General features: G+C 32.5%; 24 protein-coding genes. 10 read left to right on the top strand and 14 right to left on the bottom strand.

All coding sequences use genetic code 11. The features are described from left to right. The first annotated feature begins 9 nt into the window (after positions 1 to 9). Positions 10 to 1,158 (top strand): helix-turn-helix domain-containing protein, encoded by a 1,149-nt coding sequence (locus BUA98_RS09240; protein WP_072971296.1) that lies wholly within the window; start codon positions 10 to 12, stop codon positions 1,156 to 1,158. Positions 1,159 to 1,311: 153 nt separating this feature from the next. Then, positions 1,312 to 3,696, top strand: a complete 2,385-nt coding sequence (locus BUA98_RS09235; protein WP_072971293.1) for a TonB-dependent receptor domain-containing protein — start codon at positions 1,312 to 1,314, stop codon at positions 3,694 to 3,696. Between the two features lie 214 nt (positions 3,697 to 3,910). On the opposite strand, the gene BUA98_RS09230 is transcribed toward BUA98_RS09235, so the two are convergent. Together BUA98_RS09230 and BUA98_RS09225 are read right to left on the bottom strand one after the other, a co-directional pair. Further along, on the bottom strand, positions 3,911 to 4,579 hold the full coding sequence (locus BUA98_RS09230; protein WP_072971292.1) for a ZIP family metal transporter: 669 nt from the start codon (positions 4,577 to 4,579) through the stop codon (positions 3,911 to 3,913). Between the two features lie 95 nt (positions 4,580 to 4,674). Then, complete coding sequence (locus BUA98_RS09225) at positions 4,675 to 5,439, bottom strand: class I SAM-dependent methyltransferase (protein ID WP_072971291.1); 765 nt, start codon at positions 5,437 to 5,439, stop codon at positions 4,675 to 4,677. A 121-nt stretch (positions 5,440 to 5,560) separates the two neighbouring features. Between BUA98_RS09225 and BUA98_RS09220 the strand changes: the two genes are divergently transcribed. The 3 genes from BUA98_RS09220 to BUA98_RS09210 all read left to right on the top strand — a co-directional run bounded on the left by BUA98_RS09220 (position 5,561) and on the right by BUA98_RS09210 (position 7,755). Continuing rightward, a complete protein-coding gene (locus BUA98_RS09220; RefSeq protein WP_072971290.1) occupies positions 5,561 to 6,724 on the top strand; it encodes a THUMP domain-containing class I SAM-dependent RNA methyltransferase in 1,164 nt (387 codons plus the stop codon). An 88-nt stretch (positions 6,725 to 6,812) separates the two neighbouring features. Then, on the top strand, positions 6,813 to 7,049 hold the full coding sequence (locus BUA98_RS09215; protein WP_056185923.1) for a hypothetical protein: 237 nt from the start codon (positions 6,813 to 6,815) through the stop codon (positions 7,047 to 7,049). Positions 7,050 to 7,062: 13 nt separating this feature from the next. Beyond that, positions 7,063 to 7,755, top strand: a complete 693-nt coding sequence (locus tag BUA98_RS09210) for an aspartate/glutamate racemase family protein (RefSeq protein ID WP_072971904.1) — start codon at positions 7,063 to 7,065, stop codon at positions 7,753 to 7,755. A gap of 71 nt (positions 7,756 to 7,826) precedes the next feature. Here the strand turns inward: BUA98_RS09210 and BUA98_RS09205 are convergent, their stop codons facing one another. The 3 genes from BUA98_RS09205 to rlmD are packed head-to-tail and all read right to left on the bottom strand — an operon-like array spanning position 7,827 to position 10,596. Then, entirely contained in the window at positions 7,827 to 8,642 is an 816-nt protein-coding gene (locus BUA98_RS09205) for a DUF6048 family protein (RefSeq protein WP_072971289.1), read from the bottom strand. Further along, positions 8,614 to 9,171, bottom strand: coding sequence for a DUF6452 family protein (locus BUA98_RS09200; RefSeq protein ID WP_072971288.1), 558 nt, complete (start codon positions 9,169 to 9,171; stop codon positions 8,614 to 8,616). The genes BUA98_RS09205 and BUA98_RS09200 overlap by 29 nt, the downstream gene beginning before the upstream one ends. A gap of 12 nt (positions 9,172 to 9,183) precedes the next feature. Continuing rightward, positions 9,184 to 10,596 carry a 23S rRNA (uracil(1939)-C(5))-methyltransferase RlmD gene (gene rlmD, locus BUA98_RS09195; protein ID WP_072971287.1) on the bottom strand — a complete coding sequence of 471 codons (1,413 nt, stop codon included), beginning with the start codon at positions 10,594 to 10,596 and terminating at the stop codon, positions 9,184 to 9,186. Between the two features lie 333 nt (positions 10,597 to 10,929). On the opposite strand from rlmD, the gene BUA98_RS09190 reads away from it, so the two are divergent. After that, complete coding sequence (locus BUA98_RS09190; RefSeq protein ID WP_244279184.1) at positions 10,930 to 11,805, top strand: sensor histidine kinase; 876 nt, start codon at positions 10,930 to 10,932, stop codon at positions 11,803 to 11,805. Here BUA98_RS09190 and BUA98_RS09185 read toward each other — a convergent pair. The 5 genes from BUA98_RS09185 to epsC all read right to left on the bottom strand — a co-directional run bounded on the left by BUA98_RS09185 (position 11,802) and on the right by epsC (position 15,729). Further along, positions 11,802 to 12,248: a hypothetical protein gene (locus BUA98_RS09185; RefSeq protein WP_072971285.1), complete on the bottom strand. Its 447-nt coding sequence runs from the start codon at positions 12,246 to 12,248 to the stop codon at positions 11,802 to 11,804. The two genes, BUA98_RS09190 and BUA98_RS09185, sit on opposite strands and share 4 nt — an antisense overlap. A 105-nt stretch (positions 12,249 to 12,353) precedes the next feature. Further along, positions 12,354 to 12,761 carry a hypothetical protein gene (locus BUA98_RS09180; RefSeq protein WP_072971284.1) on the bottom strand — a complete coding sequence of 136 codons (408 nt, stop codon included), beginning with the start codon at positions 12,759 to 12,761 and terminating at the stop codon, positions 12,354 to 12,356. 162 nt (positions 12,762 to 12,923) lie between these two features. Next, the gene (locus BUA98_RS09175; protein WP_072971283.1) at positions 12,924 to 13,910 is read right to left on the bottom strand and encodes an aldo/keto reductase; all 987 of its coding nucleotides are present in this window, start codon (positions 13,908 to 13,910) and stop codon (positions 12,924 to 12,926) included. Positions 13,911 to 14,048: 138 nt separating this feature from the next. Beyond that, a complete protein-coding gene (gene cysM, locus BUA98_RS09170; protein WP_072971282.1) occupies positions 14,049 to 14,936 on the bottom strand; it encodes a cysteine synthase CysM in 888 nt (295 codons plus the stop codon). Position 14,937: 1 nt separating this feature from the next. Next, on the bottom strand, positions 14,938 to 15,729 hold the full coding sequence (epsC, locus tag BUA98_RS09165) for a serine O-acetyltransferase EpsC (RefSeq protein ID WP_072971281.1): 792 nt from the start codon (positions 15,727 to 15,729) through the stop codon (positions 14,938 to 14,940). A gap of 192 nt (positions 15,730 to 15,921) precedes the next feature. Here epsC and BUA98_RS09160 point away from each other — a divergent pair, with 192 nt between their 5' ends. Continuing rightward, positions 15,922 to 16,623, top strand: a complete 702-nt coding sequence (locus tag BUA98_RS09160) for a DUF1003 domain-containing protein (RefSeq protein ID WP_072971280.1) — start codon at positions 15,922 to 15,924, stop codon at positions 16,621 to 16,623. A 3-nt stretch (positions 16,624 to 16,626) separates the two neighbouring features. Here BUA98_RS09160 and BUA98_RS09155 read toward each other — a convergent pair whose 3' ends face one another. Beyond that, on the bottom strand, positions 16,627 to 16,902 hold the full coding sequence (locus tag BUA98_RS09155) for a DUF2752 domain-containing protein (RefSeq protein ID WP_244279189.1): 276 nt from the start codon (positions 16,900 to 16,902) through the stop codon (positions 16,627 to 16,629). A 147-nt stretch (positions 16,903 to 17,049) separates the two neighbouring features. Between BUA98_RS09155 and BUA98_RS09150 the strand changes: the two genes are divergently transcribed. Continuing rightward, the gene (locus tag BUA98_RS09150) at positions 17,050 to 17,211 is read left to right on the top strand and encodes a hypothetical protein (RefSeq protein ID WP_396182122.1); all 162 of its coding nucleotides are present in this window, start codon (positions 17,050 to 17,052) and stop codon (positions 17,209 to 17,211) included. Then, complete coding sequence (locus tag BUA98_RS09145) at positions 17,201 to 17,752, top strand: Smr/MutS family protein (RefSeq protein ID WP_072971277.1); 552 nt, start codon at positions 17,201 to 17,203, stop codon at positions 17,750 to 17,752. Before BUA98_RS09150 ends, BUA98_RS09145 begins: the two co-directional genes overlap by 11 nt. Before the next feature lie 148 nt (positions 17,753 to 17,900). On the opposite strand, the gene BUA98_RS09140 is transcribed toward BUA98_RS09145, so the two are convergent. Beyond that, positions 17,901 to 18,890 (bottom strand): hypothetical protein, encoded by a 990-nt coding sequence (locus tag BUA98_RS09140; RefSeq protein ID WP_072971276.1) that lies wholly within the window; start codon positions 18,888 to 18,890, stop codon positions 17,901 to 17,903. A gap of 87 nt (positions 18,891 to 18,977) precedes the next feature. Between BUA98_RS09140 and BUA98_RS09135 the strand changes: the two genes are divergently transcribed. After that, entirely contained in the window at positions 18,978 to 20,108 is a 1,131-nt protein-coding gene (locus tag BUA98_RS09135; RefSeq protein WP_072971275.1) for a cysteine desulfurase family protein, read from the top strand. Positions 20,109 to 20,118: 10 nt separating this feature from the next. Here the strand turns inward: BUA98_RS09135 and BUA98_RS09130 are convergent, their stop codons facing one another. Next, positions 20,119 to 20,691 (bottom strand): L-threonylcarbamoyladenylate synthase, encoded by a 573-nt coding sequence (locus tag BUA98_RS09130; protein WP_072971274.1) that lies wholly within the window; start codon positions 20,689 to 20,691, stop codon positions 20,119 to 20,121. Between the two features lie 372 nt (positions 20,692 to 21,063). Beyond that, positions 21,064 to 22,029, bottom strand: a complete 966-nt coding sequence (locus tag BUA98_RS09125) for a WaaS/CpsH family glycosyltransferase (protein WP_139257000.1) — start codon at positions 22,027 to 22,029, stop codon at positions 21,064 to 21,066. Between the last annotated feature and the right edge of the window lie 51 nt (positions 22,030 to 22,080).

Here is a 22,080-nt window from a genome sequence, read left to right as displayed (position 1 = left end):
AAAAAATAAATGGATATAGATAGCTTTTTGAGTGTTATGGGCCGGATGTCAGTTTTTGTTTCTTTATTGCTGGCATTCTTTTTATTCACTGTAAAAACCCAAAATAAATTAGCAAATAGACTATTTGCTTCTTATTTACTATTTTTTGTAGTTGATGATATTGGAATTTTTATTAGTGAAGCTTTCATTAAAGATTATCTTAATTTAGAATTTTTCAGATGGACTACTTGTGCTTTGACACTTCCTGTTTTCTATCTGTATATAATCTCCGTTTGTTTTGCTGATTTTCGATTAAGAACCAAGCATTTGCTTCATGCAATTCCATTTGTATTTATAAATGCAGTTTTTATAAGCAAAATCTATTTTTTAAACGATGTAGATAAAATGCAGTTTTATGAGCAGCGTAGTCAAATGCCTGAATTTTACTTTTTGCAGTTGATGTTGGCTTTACAAATTATATTGTACAGCATTGGAGTATTTTTAGTTTTAAAAAAGTATAAAGAAATATATCGGGAAAATTATACTAATCCTAAGACTTCTATTTTTAAGTGGTTGTTTCAAATATCGACTGTATTTTTTAGTTTATATTACTTATCAATAGCTAAAAATATTTTAAGATTTACCGATTTTGAAGTACTATGGATTTGGGCAAATGTAATCATGCAATTTTTAGCCTTGTTAGTAACTTGTTGGTTTGTATTAAAAGCATTGAATCATCCCGAACTTTTTAGAGGTATAGATTCTAAATTACAATTAACAAGAGATATTCTTCCTAAGGAAAATGAAAGTGCTGTTGAAATAAAAGAGCATCAAAACGATTTAATTACAGCTCAGATTTTAGCATTGAAGAAATATATGACCGAGAAAGAACCTTTCCTTGACCCGTCGCTTACGATTCAGGAACTCTCAAATCAAATAGATATTCCGGTTCGTGATTTATCCATTTTGATTAATCATCATATGGATCAGCATTTTTTTGATTTTGTAAACGAATATCGCATTCAAAAAGCCATGATTATTTTAAAAAATCCTTTAAAAAAGGATCTCACAGTTTTAGAAATTCTCTATGAAGTAGGTTTTAATTCAAAATCGTCTTTTAATACGTCTTTTAAAAAATATACTAATTTAACGCCTACAGCATACCGAAACGCTTCATAATAAAGGTTTTGTAAAAAGTCGTACGCCATGCTAAATAAAGTCGAACTGATTTCCTAAATAGAAATTGGTTCGACTTTTTTTTGTCGGTCGCCTTCTCAAAATTTCTAAGGCAACTTTGCTTCAAATTAATCGAACAAGTTAAAATTAGAAATTATGAAAAAAGTTAACCTCTTTATTTTTTTACTATTGCCTCTTTTTTGTTTAGCACAAACATCCTTAAAATTAAATGGAAAAATTGCAGACGAAAAAACACCAGCAGCGTGGACAGATGTTGTAATAGTAAATCAAGATGGTAAAATTATAAATGGAACAACAACTAAAGAAGACGGAAGTTTTGAAGTCATTTTAAATAAAGGATTCTACAAAGTGAAAATTAATGCACCGGGATATTCTGAATTTGAGAAAGAAATTACCGTTGAAAAAGACATCAATTTGGGTTTGATTATTTTAAAGGAAAATGTAACCAATTTAGGAGAAGTTGTTATTCAATCCGGAAAAAATACGATTGAGCAAAAAACAGATCGTTTGGTTTATAATCTGGAAAATAATGTAACAAACGTTGGCGGAGATGCCTTAAGTGCTATAAATACAGCGCCAGGCGTTGTAGTACAAAATAATGCTATCAACATATTGGGAAAGGGGACTTCTCGTGTAATGATTGACGGAAGGATGATTGAATTAACTGGCGAAGAACTTAATAATTTCCTGAAATCTATTTCGGCAAGTGATATTAAAAATATCGAAATTATAAGTAATCCTTCGTCAAAATATGAAGCAGAAGGAACTGGCGGACTGATCAATATTATTATGAAAAAAGGCGCTCGTAATTCCTGGAAAAACACAACCACAGCTTCATATGACCAGAATAAATATGGAATTTATGCTTTAAGGAATAATTTCTTTTATAATAAAAACAAGTTTAGAGTTTCGGCCAGTATAAATGGAAAAACAGGTTATAGAAATATTGAGGAAGGTCTTGATATGTATTTCGATGAAGGCCCTTCAAAGATGAAGGCAGTAACGAAATTAAATGAAGATAATCTATCTGGAAAAGTAGCTTTGGATTATGATTTGTCAGAAAAAACGAGCATTGGTTTTCAATTTTTAAAAGATAAAAGCAATCCTGATTTTGACTCGGATATTAGAATAGATCAGTACAATACTCAAAATGAATTAGAAAGTTATATAGTCAATGAGAGTTTTTTAGACAGGGAAACAGGCAATCAAACTTATAATCTACATTTGATTACAAAACTGGATTCTCTAAACCGAAAATTGTCTTTTGATGTGGATTATTTTGATTATGATTCGAAATTCGACAGAGATTTTATCGCAAACAATTATGCATCAGATGGAACTTTTGTGGATATAAATCAGTCAGGACGAAATATTTCGAATCAGGATATTAATAATTTGAGTTTCAAGGCTGATATGGAACATCCGCTTCAGGCGTTAAATTTATCTTATGGAGCAAAAATGAGTTTTACAAAAAGCAATAGCGATGTGGTTTTTTTTAACACCATTACAGGAACTCCGGTATTAGATACAAATCAATCTAACCAATTTGAATACACCGAAAATAATCAGGCGGTTTATATTAGTGCAGATAAAAAAATCAATGAAAAATGGAATTTTCAAGCAGGACTACGATTAGAAAATACACAGACAAATGGGTTTTCAAAAACTTTAAATCAGGAAACCGTAAATAATTATTTTAAATTATTTCCAACTTTTTATACTTCTTATCAGAAAAACGAAAACAATACATTTAGTTTAAACTATGGAAGGAGAATTAAAAGACCGAGTTTTTCATTATTAAATCCATTTCGAGTTTATATCAGCAGCAATAGTTATTCAGAAGGAAATCCATTTTTAAAACCTTCTTTTAGTGACAATTTTGAGTTTGTACATTCGTATAAAAAAATATTAAGAACCAGTATTTATTTGAATTCAGTATCAGATGGATATGGCGTCATTTTTACTGCAAATCCAGAAACATTGACACAGGTGGTATCGAGAGAGAATTACTTTAAAGGCCTTAATTATGGAATTGGAGAAACGTATTCAGCCACATTTGCAGATTGGTGGGAGAGCGAGAACTCTTTGTATTTTTTAGGCTCAAATATTAAATTCATAAAAGATATTAATGCCACACCAGTAAATGGTCTTGAAGTCGATTTTTCGACCAACAATACATTTTCACTTGGCAAAACGAGTAAATTACAAATAGATTTTAATTATACTACACCTTATAAAAGCGGTTTGTATGAAACAGGATATACCTCAAGTTTGAATATTGGTTATAAACAAGATTTGTTAAACAAAACCATGCAGATTGCCTTTTTAGTAAATGATATTTTTAATACGTCGTATTTAAAAGATGATGTTTCAATTGTAAATGGTGTAAAGCAAGTCTATAGCCAAAATGAAAGCAACCGATTTGCACGATTATCGGTAGTTTATAATTTTGGAAATAATAAAATAAAAGTACAAGAAAGAGCTTTTGGAAATCAAGACGAGAAGAAGAGAGCTAATTAAATTAGATAATTAGAAAATTAGTCAATTAGATAATTTATGTAATATCCTAACAGGTTTTAAAAACCTGTTAGGTATTTTTTTACGTGTGAAGTTTTTTTGCGTGAGGGATAGGAGGAAGCTACCGAAGTAGCCTGGATAGCCCGACCGAATTTGCGAAAGGCGCACATAAGCGGTTTGTTAAATAGCGCCTTTTGTGAATTTGGGCACGCCCTAATTATAATACAAATGCCAATAGAATTCCGAGAACAATCATGGAAACTTTGGCGACATTGAATTTATGTCCTTCACTGCTTTCAAAAATAATAGTCGATGAAATATGGAATAGGATTCCGATAACAACGGCTGTGATTTCAGTGTAATATTTGTTTAAAATAGGTAAATATTCGGATGCGATTGTACCAAGCGGCGTCATAATAGCGAAGGTCAGCATGAACGCAAAAATGGCTTTTTTGTTCAAACTTGCATTGATGAAAAAAGTGGTTAGAATCACGGCAATTGGCAAATGATGAATCGCAATACCGAGTGCTAAACCATGATGATGACTTACGGGAAAACCTTCTAAAAAGGCGTGAATACACAAACTGATGAAAAGCAGCCACGGAATCTGAGACATTTGTGCATGTCCATGAACGTGTCCATGTTCGGCTCCTTTTGAGAAAAATTCAAGGATAATCTGGAATAAAATCCCGACCATGATGAATAAACCAATATTGTGATTGTGAGATTCGTAAACTTCAGGCAACAAATGCATTACGGTTAATGATAATAAAAATGAACCGCTAAAAGCAAGCAATAATTTTAGATTGGTTTTGTTTTTTGGTTTTATAAATAAAGCCACAGCATAACCTAAAAGTACAGAAAATAAGGGTAGTAAGTAATTCATTTTTTATTTTGTGTAATCGTTGATTTGTTTAATCGGATAATTGTTTCTTGTTTGCTCAATCGATGAAACGGTTAAACAATTAAACGATTTACCAATTATTTAAAAATCATGATTAATCGTTCGCTTTCGGTTTTATGAAATTTTTTGAGTTTATAATCTCCAAAAATATCCAACAGAAAAATTCCGGCTTCGGCCATTAATTCTTCAAAATCTTTTAACGTTAAAGCTTTTACTTTTTCGGTAAAATGATATTTATGTCCTTGATCTTCAAAATCAATTTCTTTAAAAATATGTCCGTCTTCAACGTATCTTTTGATTTTAAAATCGATTCCGTCAACAGTTTTTACTTCTTCGGGAACCAATGTTTCGATTACCTGAGCCACATTCATAAAATCAATCACAGCAAAACCATATTCAGATAAACTTTCTTTGATCGCTTTTAAAGTCGTCAAATTATCATCATCGCTTTCGAAATAACCAAAACTGGTAAACAAATTAAAAATAGCATCGAATTTTTCTTCGAAGGGTTCGCGCATATCGTGCACTTTAAAATGCAGGGTTTCGTTGCTGTTTTTGCTGGCTTCGGCAATACTATTTTCAGACAAATCGGCGCCTAAAACATCAAAGCCAAGTTGGTTTAAATAAATAGAATGGCGTCCTTTACCGCAGGCCAAATCCAATACTTTTGCCTTTTCAGGAAGATTTAGGTAATGCGTAAGATTATCCATAAAAATCTGAGCCTCTCGGTAATTTCGGTCTTTATAAAGAATGTGATAATACGGAGTATCAAACCATGAAGAGAACCAGTTTTCGGTGTTACGCTCCTGATTTGGTGTTGATGAGTTTGGTGCTTCAGACATTTATTCTATTTCAATTAATTCAAAGTACCGCAAATTTAGTGTATTTTTGCCGAAAAATAACTATTTCGCGAGGGGTAATATGCCTTTGCGATTGGAGTTGTTTTTTTAAACAAAAATAAAGATGGAAGAAAATTTTAGAATGATTGCCAAATGTTTTTTTGGTTTCGAAGAAATATTAGAAAAAGAATTACGTGATCTTGGTGCTCAGGATGTCGAAAAAGGAGTGAGAATGGTAAGCTTTAAGGGCGATAAAGGTTTTATGTACAAAGCCAATTTATCGTTGCGTACGGCACTTAAAGTTTTAAAACCGATTTATTCGTTTAGAGCAAACAACGAGCAGGCATTATACAAAGGGATTTCAGGCGTAAACTGGTCCAAATTGCTAAATGCCAACCAAACTTTTGTAATTGATGCGACAGTGCATTCGACTTATTTTAATCACTCTGAATTTGTTTCTCAGAAATGTAAAGATGCAATTGTAGATCAGTTTAGAGAAAGAACAGGTCAGCGTCCGAGTATTGATAAAGCTTTTCCAGACTTAAGAATCAACGTTCATATTGATAAAGATCAGGTTTCGGTTGCATTGGATACTTCAGGGAATTCATTGCACCAACGTGGTTACAGAACGGCTACAAATATTGCGCCGATCAACGAAGTTTTAGCAGCAGGAATTCTGTTGTTGTCAGGCTGGGAAGGTCAAAGTCACTTTTTAGACCCGATGTGCGGATCTGGAACATTTTTAGCAGAAGCAGCTATGATTGCTTGTAACATTCCGGCAAACATCAACAGAAAAGAATTTGCTTTCGAAAAATGGAAAGACTGGGATAATGATTTATTTGATCAGATTGTAAACAGTTTGATGAAAAAAACAAAAGAATTTCATTATACCATAAAAGGTTTTGATAAAGCGCCAAGTGCTGTAAACAAAGCTAAAGACAATATCAGAAACGCGAATTTAGAAGATTACGTTACGATTTCTGAAGACAACTTTTTTGATACTGAAAAAGCAGTTGAAGGAAAGTTACATATGGTTTTCAATCCGCCATACGATGAGCGTTTGGATATTCATATGGAAGAATTCTACAAAAATATCGGAGATACTTTAAAGAAAAGCTATCCGGGAACAAACGCCTGGTTTATCACAGCAAATCTTGAAGCCTTGAAATTTGTTGGATTAAAACCTTCAAGAAAAATCAAGCTTTTTAACGCAAGTCTTGAAGCGCGTTTGGTAAAATACGAAATGTACGAAGGAAGCAAGAGAACGAAATTTCAAGTTAACGAATAGTTGCAAAGGCTCAGAGGTTCAAAGGTGCAGAGGTTTAAAAACTTTGTCCCTTTGAACCTCTGTAACTTTGAACCTTAAAAGAAAAAAAATGACTAAACTACAAGTAAGAGGTTTTTTATATCAATTAGGATGTTTCGCAATTTTATTTATTGCAGGGAGATTTGTAATTGCAAACTATACACAATTAACAGGAATCTGGATTCCGATGACGGCTTTTATTGTTGCTACTTTGATTGCACCTAAATTTCAGGCGGTAAAAACAAAAGATGGCGAGAAACTTTTCATGAAATGGATTTTTATAAAAGGAATTAGAGAAATTGGATAACGAACTATTTTATATGAGGAAAATTGGACTTATAGGGGGTATTAGCTGGGTTTCTACGGCAGATTATTACAAACTTATAAACGAGGGAATAAATGAAAAAATGGGAGGATTGAACTTCTCTGAATGTTTGATTTATTCGTTCAATTATTCTGATATAAAAAAGAACAATGAAACCAATAATTGGGATTCTACTTTTGAAATGCTTTTTAAAGGATGTCAATTCTTAAAATCGGGCGGGGCAGAAGCGATTGTTTTATGCGCCAATACCATGCATCTTATCGCTGATCGATTGGAAGAAGCAATTGATTTGCCTCTTATTCATATTGCAACGGCTACGGCTGTTGAAATTGAGAAACAGGAAATTAAAAAGGTTGGTTTGTTAGGAACTAAGTTTACAATGGAACTCGATTTCTTTACAGATAAATTGAAAGCAAAAGGAATAGAAGCTATAATTCCGGAAAGTCAGGATGATAAAGATTTTATTCACACTACGATTTTTGAAGAACTGGGAAGAGGACTTGTGACTGCGGAAACAAAAAAACGATACTTAGAAATTGCCAATCAATTAATTGAAAGAGGTGCTGAGGGAATAATTTTGGGTTGTACTGAGATTCCATTAGTAATTAAACCAGAAGATCTTTCTGTACCGGTTTTTGATACCACATTAATTCATTCAAAGGCGGCAATTGAATTTCAGTTATCGTAGGAAGAAGAAAAATTATAAATAAAAAAGCCTCAAATTCAGAAATTTGAGGCTTTTTTATTTATCTGTAAAAACTATTTTTTTGGAGCGTCTTTTTTGATTTGAGGAATAACTGTTTTCTTCTTATAAATTGGAATGAAATAAGAAACAGTGTAATTAAAACCAATTCCGAAACTTCCGTCATAAGTCCTGTTAAAACCTGGAATATAAAGGTTATCAAAACCATCTGGTTTTGTATTTGCAACTAACATTTTTAGTTGAACGCCAAAACCTACAAACACATTATTAAAAACTTTTGCTTTTACGCCCATAGCAACTTCAAGCCATCCGGCTGTAAGTCCGTTGTATTTTTTATCAGCAATAATTGCAGGCTGTTCTCCCCAATATGGATTTGGATTATAGATTTTATAACTGTTTAAGTTCTGACTAAAAGTACTAAAACCTCCTCTTAAACCTATTGTGATTAAGTTCTCCATATCAAGCCAGTTTTGGTACAAATTGTAATCAAAACCACCCTTAATGTAAGTTCCTGTTGCGGTAGAATTTAACCTGTCGTCGTCTGTCGTCTTATCCTCGAAACCAAGCTCTGCAGCGATATAGTATTTTTTAGTTAAACGAAAGTCTCCAACAATCTCAATTCCTTTATAATCTTTATCATATAAACCACGGGTTAGTTTATATAAATCAACTCCAACACGAAGACCATAACGATCTGTTTTTATACTATCTGGTTTAGCAGCTTCCTGAAGTTCTGGTTTGGCACTTTCGGTTTTCGGTTTTGCGGGAACAGCTTCTTTTGTTACTGTTGTAGTTGTTGTTTCCTGGGCCTGAACCAAAACCATTGAAAACAATAAACAACTACTAAAAAAATACTTTAATGTGTGTTTCATTTTCGTTTTCAATGTTAGGATTTATTACAAAAACTTCCTGCATCCAAAGTCCGTTGCCATCTGTATCAGTTTGAACAAAAGGAACGCTAAATGGAGGGCTAGTCGAGAGCGGGTCTAGTGTAAATGTGGTTTTAAAACCGCAAGCTCGGGAAACATATACATCCTGATGCGTATAATTGAATTTTATAGCATCAGTGTTTATCGCAGCAGGATTATCATTCTGAGAATCTAAAATAAAAGTATAAGTTGTAGAATTTACATTTGTTTTTAGAGGAATAGAAATGGTACTTCCGTTAGCTAAATATTTTGTTGTATCCGTTGCGGTTTCATTAAAAATAATTCCAGTCTTCTCATCTTCACCAATAACCATTAAATCAGTTACATTTTGAAGTTCACTAGGGCTATTAATTTTATAAAATGTAAATACTAATCTTGGAGTAGTAGGCGTATCTGGATCACAAATATCATCTTTCTCGCAGCTCGACAAGCCAAAAGTAAAGACTAATAAAAGAGAAATTATTTTTTTCATTTATAAATTTTGTTATCTAAGTTCTAAAAGTACAACATTTTCAACATGATGCGTCTGCGGAAACATATCAACTGGTCGAACGCGGGTAACTTTGTATTTTTCATCCATTAAAGCAAGGTCTCTCGCTTGTGTAGCCGAGTTACAGCTTACATATACTACTTTTTTAGGAGCAATTTTCAGGATTTGATCAATAACTGCTGCATGCATACCATCTCTTGGCGGATCTGTAATAATAACATCCGGTTTTCCGTGTTGTGCAATAAAACTTTCATTGAATACCACTTTCATGTCTCCAACAAAAAACTCGCAATTGGTAATATTATTGCGTTCTGCGTTTGCTTTAGCATCTAAAATGGCTTCAGGAACACTTTCTACACCAATTACTTTTTTTGCTTTTTTAGATACGAATTGGGCAATCGTTCCAGTTCCTGTATATAAATCGTAAACGGTTTCATTACCGGTAAGACCTGCAAAATCACGTGTTATTTTGTACAATTCATAAGCCTGATCAGAATTGGTTTGGTAAAAAGATTTAGCATTGATGCTGAATTTTAAACCTTCCATTTCTTCCAGAATATAATCTCTACCTTTATATAGTTTAATATCCTGATCGTAAATCGTATCGTTTTGTTTTGAGTTTACAACATATTGCAATGAAGTAATTTGCGGAAATTTCTCGTAAAGATGATCTAAAATCAATTCGCGATTTTTCTTGTCATTTTCGAAAAACTGAATCAAAACCATAATTTCACCAGTCGAAGCGGTACGAATCATGAAAGTTCTTAGTAGACCTGATTGCTCTCTTGGATTAAAAAAAGCTAAATTATGCTCGTTTGCAAAATCTCTGATTTCATTTCTGATGGCATTTGAAGGATCTTCCTGTAGATGACATTTTTGAATGTCAAGAATTTTATCCCACATTTTAGGAATATGAAATCCTAAAGCATTTCGGTTTCCTAAATCTTCAGTGCTTTCAATTTCTTTTTCGGTTAACCAACGGCTGTTAGAAAACGAAAACTCCATTTTATTTCTATAGAAAAATTGTTTTTCTGAACCCAAAATAGTTTCGAATTCAGGAAGCTCCACCTTTCCTATACGCTGCAAGTGGTTTTTTACTTCATTTTGTTTGTAATACAACTGTTGGCTGTATTTCATATTTTGCCATTTACATCCTCCACAAACTCCAAAATGTTCGCAAATTGGTTCAATGCGATGTTCTGATAATTCATGAAATTTTACGGCTTTGCCTTCATAATAGGCTTTTCTTTTTTTGAAAGTTTGTACGTCAACGACATCACCCGGTACTACATTCGGAATAAATATTACTTTTCCGTCTGGAGCTTTAGCTACTGATACACCTTTTGCTCCAGCATCAAGAACCTGGATTTGATGAAAGACAACTTTGTCTGTATTTTTTCTTCCCATAGCGCAAAAATAAGGGTTTGTAAACTTTTATAAATTTAAATTTTAAAATATTTTATCAAATTGTTGAATTTATTAGTTTAATTAAGTTTAAAAGCTAACTTTGTTTTTAGTATTTTCCCTAAATCCTACATTTTTAACCAGTAGTTTTGTTATGTTTTTATGAATTTGTATCACAATCTTTCACAAATAAGCTTTCTGAAAAAAAGTTATGCATTCAAATTTCTGTTTGTTGCTTTTATCGGTATTCACATTCCTTTAATCGGAATTTTATTTTTTGTGCTATTTTACTCGCATAATATTTCGCCCACTTCTATTTTAATTTTTGCTTTGATAATGACGTTATTAGCTACAGCTTTGACGCTTTTAATTTTAAATCAACTGATAAAACCTATTTCAATAGCTTCAAAATCATTAGATGATTATCGAAATAATAGAAAACTTTCAGTTTTACCTACTGAATACACTGATGAGGCTGGTTTGCTAATGTGTAATATTCAGGAATCAATATATGAAGCAGAAAGTTTTATAAACGAAAAGCAAGATTTGATTTATATGCTTTCACATGATTTGAGAAATTTTGCCGGAAATCCGCAAGGATTAGCAAAATTGATTCTTAGTGAAAACCCATCAGAATCAATCAAACATTTAGCCGATTTAATTTGTGAATCGACCAACTTGCAATTTCGTTATATCGAGAATTTTATAAAGTTATTAAAGGAACAAGATCAGGTTGCAAAATTTAATCAGGAGCCACGAGAAATTGTTTTCCCTACTATTTTGCCTTTTATCAATGAACAGGTCGAACAACGCTTAATTGATAAAAATATTAAATTAAGTCTAAGTTTAGAAACTGTATCGGCTACCGTTAAAATAGATGAAGGTTTACTGATCCAGGTAATCGTCAATTTAATAAGCAATGCTGTTAAGTTTTCTTATTTTGACAGCGAAATCAAGGTCAGAATCTATAATGAGGACTCAAAATTAATAATTACAGTATTAGATAAAGGAATTGGGTTTAATAAAAACCAGATCGAAGAACTGTTTAAAAAATTCACTAAAATGAGTCGTTTAGGGACGGCAAACGAATCATCGACAGGAATTGGCTTGTATTTGTGCAAGAAAATTATTGAAAGAAATAAAGGAACTTTAAGTGCTACCAGTGAAGGTAAAAACAGAGGCGCTGAGTTTAAGATTGAATTTGACATTTAGATTTCTCTCTTTTTGATAATCTCATAATTGACAATTGTAAAAAAGTAAAAACATAAATCGGCAGCTATTTTCCCAAAAATAATTCCGAAAAAATAATTCCCAAATAAAATAGGCATCCAATACATACAAAAAGGACGAATTACCAAAAAGTCTAAAAATGCCGGATAGCCAAATTCTAAAACCAAATTTTTCAGCAGTAAAACAATTTCCTTGAAAGTAGTGACTTTGTTCAGCGCTTTATTTTGCTGAACCAGTTTTTTATAAGAAGAAATAAAAATGACGCTGTAAAAAGCCAAATATTCTGAAAAAGTAATAATATAGGCTGTCGTTAATCCACTATAAATTTTACTAAAAAGAGAAGCAGTAAGCGCGGCACTTGTACTTGCTAATTCAGCATATTTATAACGATCAAACCATTCTTTAAATTTTGATTTTTTCAACATTTTTTTGTCACTAAGTTACTGCCCCGAAGTCTCGGGGCTAAGTTACTAAGTTTTGTCAGATTTTAATTGGTCTATTATTCTGACTTGGAATTTTGGCAATTATGATTATTTTCCAGATTGAGCTATGTAAGAAAGTTTTGGTTTTCCTTCTACGCATTCAATGCTGGTAGGTGGTGATACGACATCGCAAGTTGAGACTACATTCCATTTTGTGTTAAAGGCAGCCTCCGCATCTGTATAAGTTTTTACCTTAGCAAGAAACTCAGTTTTGTCAATTTTTTTTGAATAAGCAATATAACCTGCAGATCCTCCACAAGATTTAGAACCAATTGCGGTATAGTCCCAGTTATCGGCATCTGCACAAAGTTCTGAATTAATTTTAGAAAGCGAGAGTATCTCCCGAAACATCTTTCCTAAATTTTGATAATCTCTTTCTCTGTCAATACTATCGTCATTGCTGCACGAAACAAATATGAGACAAAGTGCACAAATAATAAAAGTCAGTTTTTTCATTGGTAGTGAAATTATAAGTTGTTTTATTATGAGATGCTTTAACAGGAAAAAGGTTGCGTTAAAAAGGATGTTAAGTTTCTAAAACTTTACTTTTTTAGATTTAAGTATCATAATTAAAAAAAAACTTAGAGTCTTAGTGTCTTAGAACCTCAGAACCTTAGATTACCATAAATGATGAACAGAGGGTTTAATGTATTCTTCATAAATCGCGTTCATGGCTTTAATTTTTTCCGGAGTCAATTTAGGTAAATCATAAACAGATAAATTTGACATGACATGATTTGCTGTGGAAGCTCCAGGGATAATACAACTAATATCCTCAAAACTCAAAATCCATTGTAAAGCAATAGGAGCAAGATTAGTTGTATCAGGAAACAATGTTTTTAGTTTTTCTACTGCTTTTAATCCAAGGTTATAATCGATACCTGAAAAAGTTTCGCCTTTATCAAAAGCATCGCCATTACGATTAAAATTGCGATGATCTTGCGGTTCGAAAATTGTTTTTGAATCAAATTTACCGGTTAAAAGTCCGCTTGCCAAAGGAACTCGCGCAATGATTCCGATGTCTTTTTTTCTGGCTTCAGAGAAAAACAATTGCGAAGGACGCTGACGAAACAAGTTAAAAATAATTTGAACCGTCGTTACATTCGAATATTCGATTGCTTTTAATGCTTCTTCAACTTTTTCAACACTCACACCAAGATTTAAAATTTTCCCCTGATCTTTTAAACGATCGAACATTTCAAAAATTTCAGGTCGGTAATAAACTTCAGTAGGAGGACAGTGCAACTGAATTAAATCTAGTGTTTCTAAATTCATTCTTTTTAAACTGTCTTCAACAAATTTCTGAAGTACTTTTGGCTGGTAACCTTCATTAACATGCGGATTAATTTGACGTCCGCACTTTGTAGCTACATAAATTCGTTCTGATCTTGAACGAACAACGCGCCCAACGGCAGTTTCGCTTAAGCCGTTTTCATAAACATCAGCAGTATCAATAAAATTTACACCATTGTCAATTGCGGTGTTTAAAAGTTCGTCTGCTGTTTTATTATCAAAAGCTGATCCCCATTTTCCACCCACCTGCCAGGTGCCAAGTGAGATTTCGGATATATTAAAGTCTGTTTTTCCTAGTTTTCTGTAGTTCATGTTTTTTCTTTTTGAGGTTCAAAGTTTCAGAGGTGCAAAGGTTCAAAGGTTTTTCTAAAAAGGTTCAAAGCTGCAAAGGTTTTTTAGGCAAGTTAATAAAACTCTGAACCTTTGTAGCTTTGAACCTTTGTGCCTTTCTTAGTCAAACAAATCCGAAGAAAGATATCGATCGCCGCGATCACAGATAACAGCTACAATAACTCCTGATTCCAGTTGTTCTGCTATTTTTAGCGCCACGGCAACAGAGCCTCCGCTGCTCATTCCGGCAAAAACACCTTCTTCAAGTGCTAATCTTTTGGTCATTGCTCTGGCTTCTTCTTCGCTAACGTCTATAACGGTATCCACTTTTGAGGCATCAAATATTTTCGGTAAATATTCCTTTGGCCATTTACGAATTCCGGGAATTTGAGATCCGTCGCTCGGTTGTGCGCCTACGATTTGAATCGCCGGATTTTTTTCTTTTAAGTAAGTTGAAGTTCCAATGATTGTACCTGTTGTTCCCATTGCCGAAACAAAATGCGTTACAGATCCTTCAGTGTCATTCCATATTTCTGGTCCGGTAGTTTTATAATGCGCTTTCCAGTTGTCATCATTCGCAAACTGATTTAACATCAAATAGCCGCCTTCTGCGACTTTTTTGTCGGCATAGTCACGTGAACCAATAATTCCTTCGCTAGCGGGCGTTAAAATCACTGTAGCGCCATAGGCACGCATGGTTTGAGTTCTTTCCTTTGTAGAATCTTCCGGTAATACCAATTCAATCTCTATTTGAAACAATTGAGCAATCATGGCAAGGGCAATTCCGGTATTGCCACTTGTAGCTTCAATTAATTTGTCGCCTTTTTTAATATCGCCTCTTTCCAGAGCCGATGCAATCATGTTGTAAGCCGCCCTGTCTTTTACACTTCCTCCAGGATTATTTCCTTCAAGTTTCAGTAAAAGCTTTACGTTTTTATTTTTAACCAAATTGACCGTTTCCATTAATGGAGTATTTCCAATTAGGTTTAACAATTTCTGTGGACCCATTTTATTTTTTTTCTTTTATTTTAACTTCAGTTGTAGTGGTGTTCAAAACGATAGAATCATTGGGTATCGATTTGGTAATCCAGGCATTTCCTCCAACGATACTGTTTTTTCCAATAGTGGTTTCTCCACCCAAAATTGTTGCATTAGCATAAATACAAACATTTTTTTCTACGGTCGGATGACGTTTTGCATTTTTCATTTCTTTGCTTACACTCAAAGCTCCGAGTGTAACGCCCTGATAAATTTTTACATTTTTTTCTATAATGGTAGTTTCACCAATTACAATTCCGGTAGCGTGATCGATAAAAAATGGCGAAGCAATTTTGGCTCCTGCATGAATGTCAGTTCCTGTAATTCTATGCGCATATTCGCTCATTAATCTTGAAAATAACAATAAATCAAGCTGGTATAGTTCGTGACTTAATCTGTAAATAGCAATCGCATAAAATCCCGGGTAACCTAAATACACTTCATCAATGCTGTTTGAGGCAGGATCATTTTCTAAAATATATTCGGCATCCTGATTTAATTTTTCCAAAACTCCAGGAAGTTTTTCCAGAAAACGATCCCAAATAGATTCACACAGGTTTTCTGGTTTTTTGCAGGCTAAAACTGCAATTTCTTTAAATCTTATTTCTAGTTCGTCGATGCTTTGATCTAAGGGTGCATTTGAATCAAAAAGGGTATAGAAAAGTTTTTCGGTAAAATCTTCTGTTTTAGTTTTGATTCCGTAGTTAATATTGGAATGGCTTTTTAAAGCTTTTATATTTTGTATGATGAGATTTCTAGACACAATTTTAAAAATTGAATGGATAAATTTGAAACGTTAAAAGTAAGGTGTTTTTTGTAAATAAAGGCACGAAATGCCTAAAGAAATTTTGTTCTGAGAATTCGATTTGTGATAATTAAAGGAATTTTAGAAACATAGAAATTATGTTATTGCTAAAAAGTTAAATGCTTAAATTAGCCAGTAAATTTTATAAAAATGAAAAACAATTCAACTTTTAAGAGTGCTATTTCTAATCTTGAATTCCCAGAGAGTGAGAAAATTTATGGAAAATCAATACATGATCCTGTTTTAGGGCTTATTACTAAAGATCATCCATCATTTTGTGATACCGATTGCATTGGGGTTCAGGAGTTAAATGTTTATCGTCAAAAATACATTTCGAATTATTTATCTGCAGAAATGGGTGCGTTGTCGGATCTGGAAAAAAATGTAATTGCATCTTTAAAAGAAGATAAATCGATAGTAAGCATTGTTGAAGATGAAGAAGAAACAAGAAACTTAGGTCAAAGAATAGCAGATCAGGTAGCTGATTTTGGCGGAAGCTGGACATTTATCATTTCGTTTTTGGCTTTTATTGTAGTTTGGATTGGTTCAAACGTCTACATTTTGGTAAACAAAGGTTTTGATCCATATCCGTTTATTTTACTGAATTTAATTTTATCCTGTATTGCAGCGTTGCAAGCTCCGGTAATTATGATGAGTCAAAATCGTCAGGAAGAAAAAGACCGTAACCGTGCAAAAAAGGATTATATGATTAATCTTAAATCAGAATTAGAGATCAGAATGATTCATGATAAAATTGATCATTTGATCATGCATCAGCAACAAGAATTAATCGAAATTCAGAAGGTACAAATCGAAATGATGAATGATATTTTGAATCAGATCAAAAAGTAATTCTTACAAAAAATACAAATAGAAATGTTTGTAATAATATCCGCCAAGCATAAAAACGAGATTTAGGATTGCCATATTCCAGGCCATTTTTTTTCGGGTCTGCGATTTATTTAAAAAATAAAAAAACAAAAAAACAAAAAATAATAGGGTCGAGTAGAGTGCCGGATACATCTTAAAAGCGGCTGAAAATTCACCCTTAAAAAGTAAGAATACGGAGCGCTGAAAACCACATCCTAAACACTCAATTCCGAAGAGTGTTTTGAACAGGCAAGGCAGCATATATTTCTCTAAAACCACGGCGTTAATTTTTTACAATTTTACAAAAAAAATATCGATAACAATTCAGGAGTTTGAAACTGCTATTTTAAAGTTTCATACTTTTGAAGTCTTATACTCTAAAATATGAAAGCTTTTAAAATTTTAATAATGATTCTTGCGATTTCGGTTGCGTTATACGAGCAGGTTTCAGAAGAAAAAAATATCTATATAATGGTAATTGCAATAGCAGTTTTTATGTATGGAATGATGCAGTTAAGTACAAAAATACCAAGTAAAAATCAAGATAAAGAGGAGCAGGATGTTGACTAAAGGAGATAAGGTTTCAGTCTTAGACGAAGCCATAAACGGAATAGTAGTTTCAGTGAAAAACAATGAAGTTTTGATTGAAACAGAGGATGGATTTATGATGACATTTTTTGTCAATGAGTTGCTTAAAATTCAGGATTCCAGTAATTTAATGAACTCTATTAAAAGAATTGATTTAGATGCTGTTTCAAAAGAAAAAGAAGAGCCAAAAGCAAGGAGTTTTGTGAAAGAAAAGAAAGATAAGCGTGAAATTTCGGCACCCGAATTTGATTTGCACATCGAAAAATTAGTTCCGAATAAACGCGGAATGTCAAATTATGATATCCTTACTTTGCAAACAGAAACAGCAAAAAGACATATAGAATTTGCGATTAGAAATCGGATTCCAAAAATTGTTTTTATTCACGGTGTTGGGGAAGGAATTCTAAAAGCAGAATTAGATTTTTTATTGGGTCGGTACGATGGAGTAGATTTTCAGGATGCCAATTATCAAAAATATGGCTTAGGTGCAACAGAAGTTTATTTTAGGCAAAACAATAAATAGCAGTAATTTTTGCGTTTAGAATAGCTGTTTTAAAAGCATAAAAAAAAATCCATTTTTCTTTCTGACTTTGTAATAAAATCAGTTTTGAAAAATGGATGTTTTTGTAAGAATTTAAGATTGCTCTTTGTTGCTGAATCTAATTCTGAATTTACGGTGCAATAGTTGTAACTGTTCCTAAAATAAAATTAGTAGCAAGTTTAAAAGTATTGTTTCCTTTTTTGAGTGTTGCGTTTTTAAGTACAATCTGATGCTTGAAAACCTTAAGGTTACTTGTTGTAGTAACTTCGATAATTCCACTTACATTTGTTACCCCCGCTACACCTACCCAAGTACTCTGTACAGTTGGACTAGTTGGTGTTTTTTCCAGACAGTAATAATTTTCATTTGCGGCTAATGGAAGGTTACCGTTATATGTTCTGTAATAAAGATTGTTTGTTGTAGCATTCAGATTAATTAAGCTCGTTCTAGGGAATCCAGTTGGAGTATCTTCGTTTTTAATTAAGTTTGTTCCATCAAAGTTTTCAATAACCAATGAATTTGAAGTGTTATTATTGAAGACTTTCTTGAATTCAGGACAATATTTAGCATTGTCTGCTTCTAAGAAACTTACAATTACAGGTGTGATTTCGGTTTTAAAATCACCAAAAGGGTATTCTGCTTCAACTTGTGGTCCAGAAGGTTTAGAAAAAGTTATATTTTTAAAAATAATGTTATGGTTATAGCCAACGATTTCAGTATGTCCATCAGGTGGTGCAGGAGTTTTATAAACTGCTCCTGTAATAATTTGAATTTGTCCTCCTGTTCCTACCCATTCTTCTGTTACACTCGGTGTTTTTGGTGGTATTGTACCACAAATATTTTCTCTTGAAACTTCACCATTGTAAGCTCTGTATAAAACGCGGTAGGTTGTGTTATCAATATCGTAAACGATAGTGTCCTTATCTTCGTTTATAATTGATTTAGGAAGCATTTGTAATAATAATGCTTCTTGAGATTTTAATTTATAAACTAAAGTATTGGTTGTATCACAGCTTGTAGAAGTGACTTCATCAAAATCGATCGTATCAACTTTTAAATCACCATCATCGCAACCGTTTAGTAATAGCGCAAATAATAGAAGGCTTGCATATTTTTTCATTGTAAATTTTATTTGGCTCAAAAATAGTGAAAAATTTGGCAAATGATATTTAAGATTTGACAATTGATATTTCTTAACTTTGCAGCAATGAAAAAAGTATATCTCGATAACGCCTCAACAACAGCGATGCGTCCTGAAGTTGTTCAGGAAATGACTAAAGTTATGACGGAAGATTTTGGTAATCCGTCTTCTACACATAGTTTTGGACGAAATGGTAAGACTATTTTAGAGCTTTCCAGAAAAAGTATCGCCAAACATTTAAATTGTTCTGCTCAGGAAATTATTTTTACTTCTGGTGGAACCGAAGCTGATAACTGGATCCTTCGTTCTGCTGTTGAAGATTTAGGCGTGGAGCGCATTATTACCTCTAGAATCGAACATCATGCAGTTTTATACACGGTTTTAGCCTTACAAGCTGATTATAATATTCAGGTTGATTATGTAAAAATAAACCACGATGGTACCATTGATTTGACGCATTTATCTAATTTATTGTCTGAAGAAAAAAAGACTATAGTTAGTTTGATGCATGTTAATAATGAAACCGGAACTATTTTAGATCTGGATAGGGTTGGTGTAATCTGCAAGCAATATAATACTTTATTTCACTCAGATACTGTGCAGTCAATTGGTAAAGCCGAGATGGATCTGCAAAAAAATACGGTTGATTTTATAGTGGCTAGTGCACATAAATTTCATGGCCCAAAAGGAATTGGTTTCGCTTTTGTTCGTAAGAACTCGGGTTTACAGCCTTTACTTTTTGGTGGAGAACAAGAAAAAGGCCTGCGTGCCGGAACTGAAGCTGTGCATCAAATAGCAGGAATGGCGAAAGCTTTATCTCTTTCTTATGAGAATTTGGATAAAGAAAGAAAATACATTTCGGATCTAAAAATGTACCTTATTGAGCAACTTGAAATCCATTTTCCAGATTTTAGAATTAACGGAAGTAAAGAAGATTTTTACAATATTATCAATATCATTTTACCTTTTTCTGAAGAAAAAACTTCGATGTTATTGTTTAGTTTAGATATGAAAGGAATTGCAGTTTCAAGGGGAAGCGCATGCCAATCTGGAAGTATCAAACCTTCACATGTTTTGAAAGAAATGCTTTCGGAGAAGGATTTAAAATTACCAAATCTCCGAATTTCATTTAGTCATTATAATACCAAAGAAGATATTGATTGGTTGATTGAGAGTTTGAAAGAAATTAATAATTAATAATTATCAATTATTTACGTATCACTTTCACCTGCGAATCATTAGTTAGTTTAATAATTGTTGAGGGTTTTCCGGCAACTTTATCATGATATAAATTTACTACATAATCAACTCCCTTCACAATTTCGGGATTGATATCTTTGAATGCAATTGGAGTTGGTTGTCCTGAAATATTTGCCGAAGTTGAAACTAAAGGTTTTTTCATTCGCTCTAATAATTTAAAGCAAAAAGGTTCCTTTACTATACGAATTCCAAGAGAGTTATCTGTTGCGATAATATTAGGAGCCACATTTCTAGGCCCATCTAATATTAACGTAGTTGGTTTTTCAGATAAATCTAAAATCTGCCAGGCAACTTCTGGAATGTCCTTAAAAACATTATACATCATTTTCTCTCCATTCATCAAAACAATCATGCTTTGTGTTTCGGCACGTTGCTTTAGTTTATAGATTTTGGCAACAGCCTCCGGATTTGTTGCATCACAACCAATTCCCCAAACAGTATCAGTAGGATAGAGGATAATTCCGCCTTCTTTAATGACTTCGTAAGCGTTATGGATTTCAGTATTTATGTCTTGATTCATAATTCAAATAATATTTTTACCCAGCTTTCCTGGCTATATTTTTTATAAATAATTTCAGGAAGTTGCTGATAGAGTGTGTTTAAGAAATAATCGGGTATTTGATATGTGTCTTTTTCCCAGACAAAGATATTATTTGGATTATGAAAATCATAATTTATAATATCGGCATTTGTTGTAATTAACTTTTTTCCTAACCTCTAAGTTCAAAAACGCTAAAAGACAATCCATGTTGAATCTCTATATGGATAGCTTAAACAATTTTTACTTGTTTAAGAAGTTTGGTAGTTTTTTCAAATATGAATTTTTTAGAATTTGTAGATAGCCAGGAACAGCATCTTTTCAATTAAAAAATACTGCTCTTTTGTGTAAATTTTAGAAAACGAATTTTTCAAAAATAACATTATTGACCCATCCTTGTAAGGTATATTTTTCAAAAATTGAATCTGGTATTTTCTCGTATTCATTCTCGAAAAAGGATACTGGTATAACAGGATTTTGTTCATCTATTACAAGAATGTTATTCGGATTGTAGAAGTCGTAATTTTTGATTTCAGCGTTTGTTGTAATAAGCTTTTTTTCTAAACCCAGGCTTTCAAAAACTCTAAAAGTCAAACCATTCTGCCCTGTTCTATGTATATCAAGTAATACTTTTGATCTGTTGGTATAATGATTAACCTCTGATAATGACATATGTTTATTTATATAAGTAATAATGCCATCTTTTGCTTTATGTTTTTTATCATAAACAATAAATTTGAAATTTATTTTTTTTGATTTTAATTCGTTTGCTATTAGCGTTAATGTAGAAAGTCGTTTGTCGATTGAGCTAATATTGAAAACACCGTATTCTAAAGCAGTGTTATCATTTAAACCAGCATTTTCATTATAAATCCAGTTGGGAGCAAATTTTAAATTAAATTTTTCGCAATCAGCTTTTTCGAATGAATAAACTTCATCATAGCAATGCAAAACGCGTTCGATTTTAGGACAACGATATATATTGTCGTTAAAAAATGCAATCGTTTTTTTACTATGTTTTTTAAATTCTAAAGTACTTTTAGGATCAATAAAATCCCCTTTTATTGTTAGGATTACATCTTGAATTTGATTGTTTTTCTGTAATTCTTCTATTATTTTCTTTCCATGATGCTCGAGCTTTAGATTTCTCTTTAAAAATGCTTTTAAAAAAAAATTATAGGCTTTATGAAGTATAGAAGGATATTTGTATTTGTAATCTCTAAAATTAATATGAGTTACAGTATGCCCCTGTTTCTGTAGAGTTGACACAATATATTCATTGAGGCCCAGATTATCGAGACTTATTAACGTAATGTACATAACTTAGTGTATTGTGAGATAATATTATTTATAGGTTTTCTGCTAATGCAT

This window comes from Flavobacterium saccharophilum (assembly GCF_900142735.1).
GTDB classification, from domain to species: domain Bacteria; phylum Bacteroidota; class Bacteroidia; order Flavobacteriales; family Flavobacteriaceae; genus Flavobacterium; species Flavobacterium saccharophilum.
Note: the sequence above shows the minus strand (reverse complement) of the source record. Positions and strands in the feature narration are given on the sequence as shown.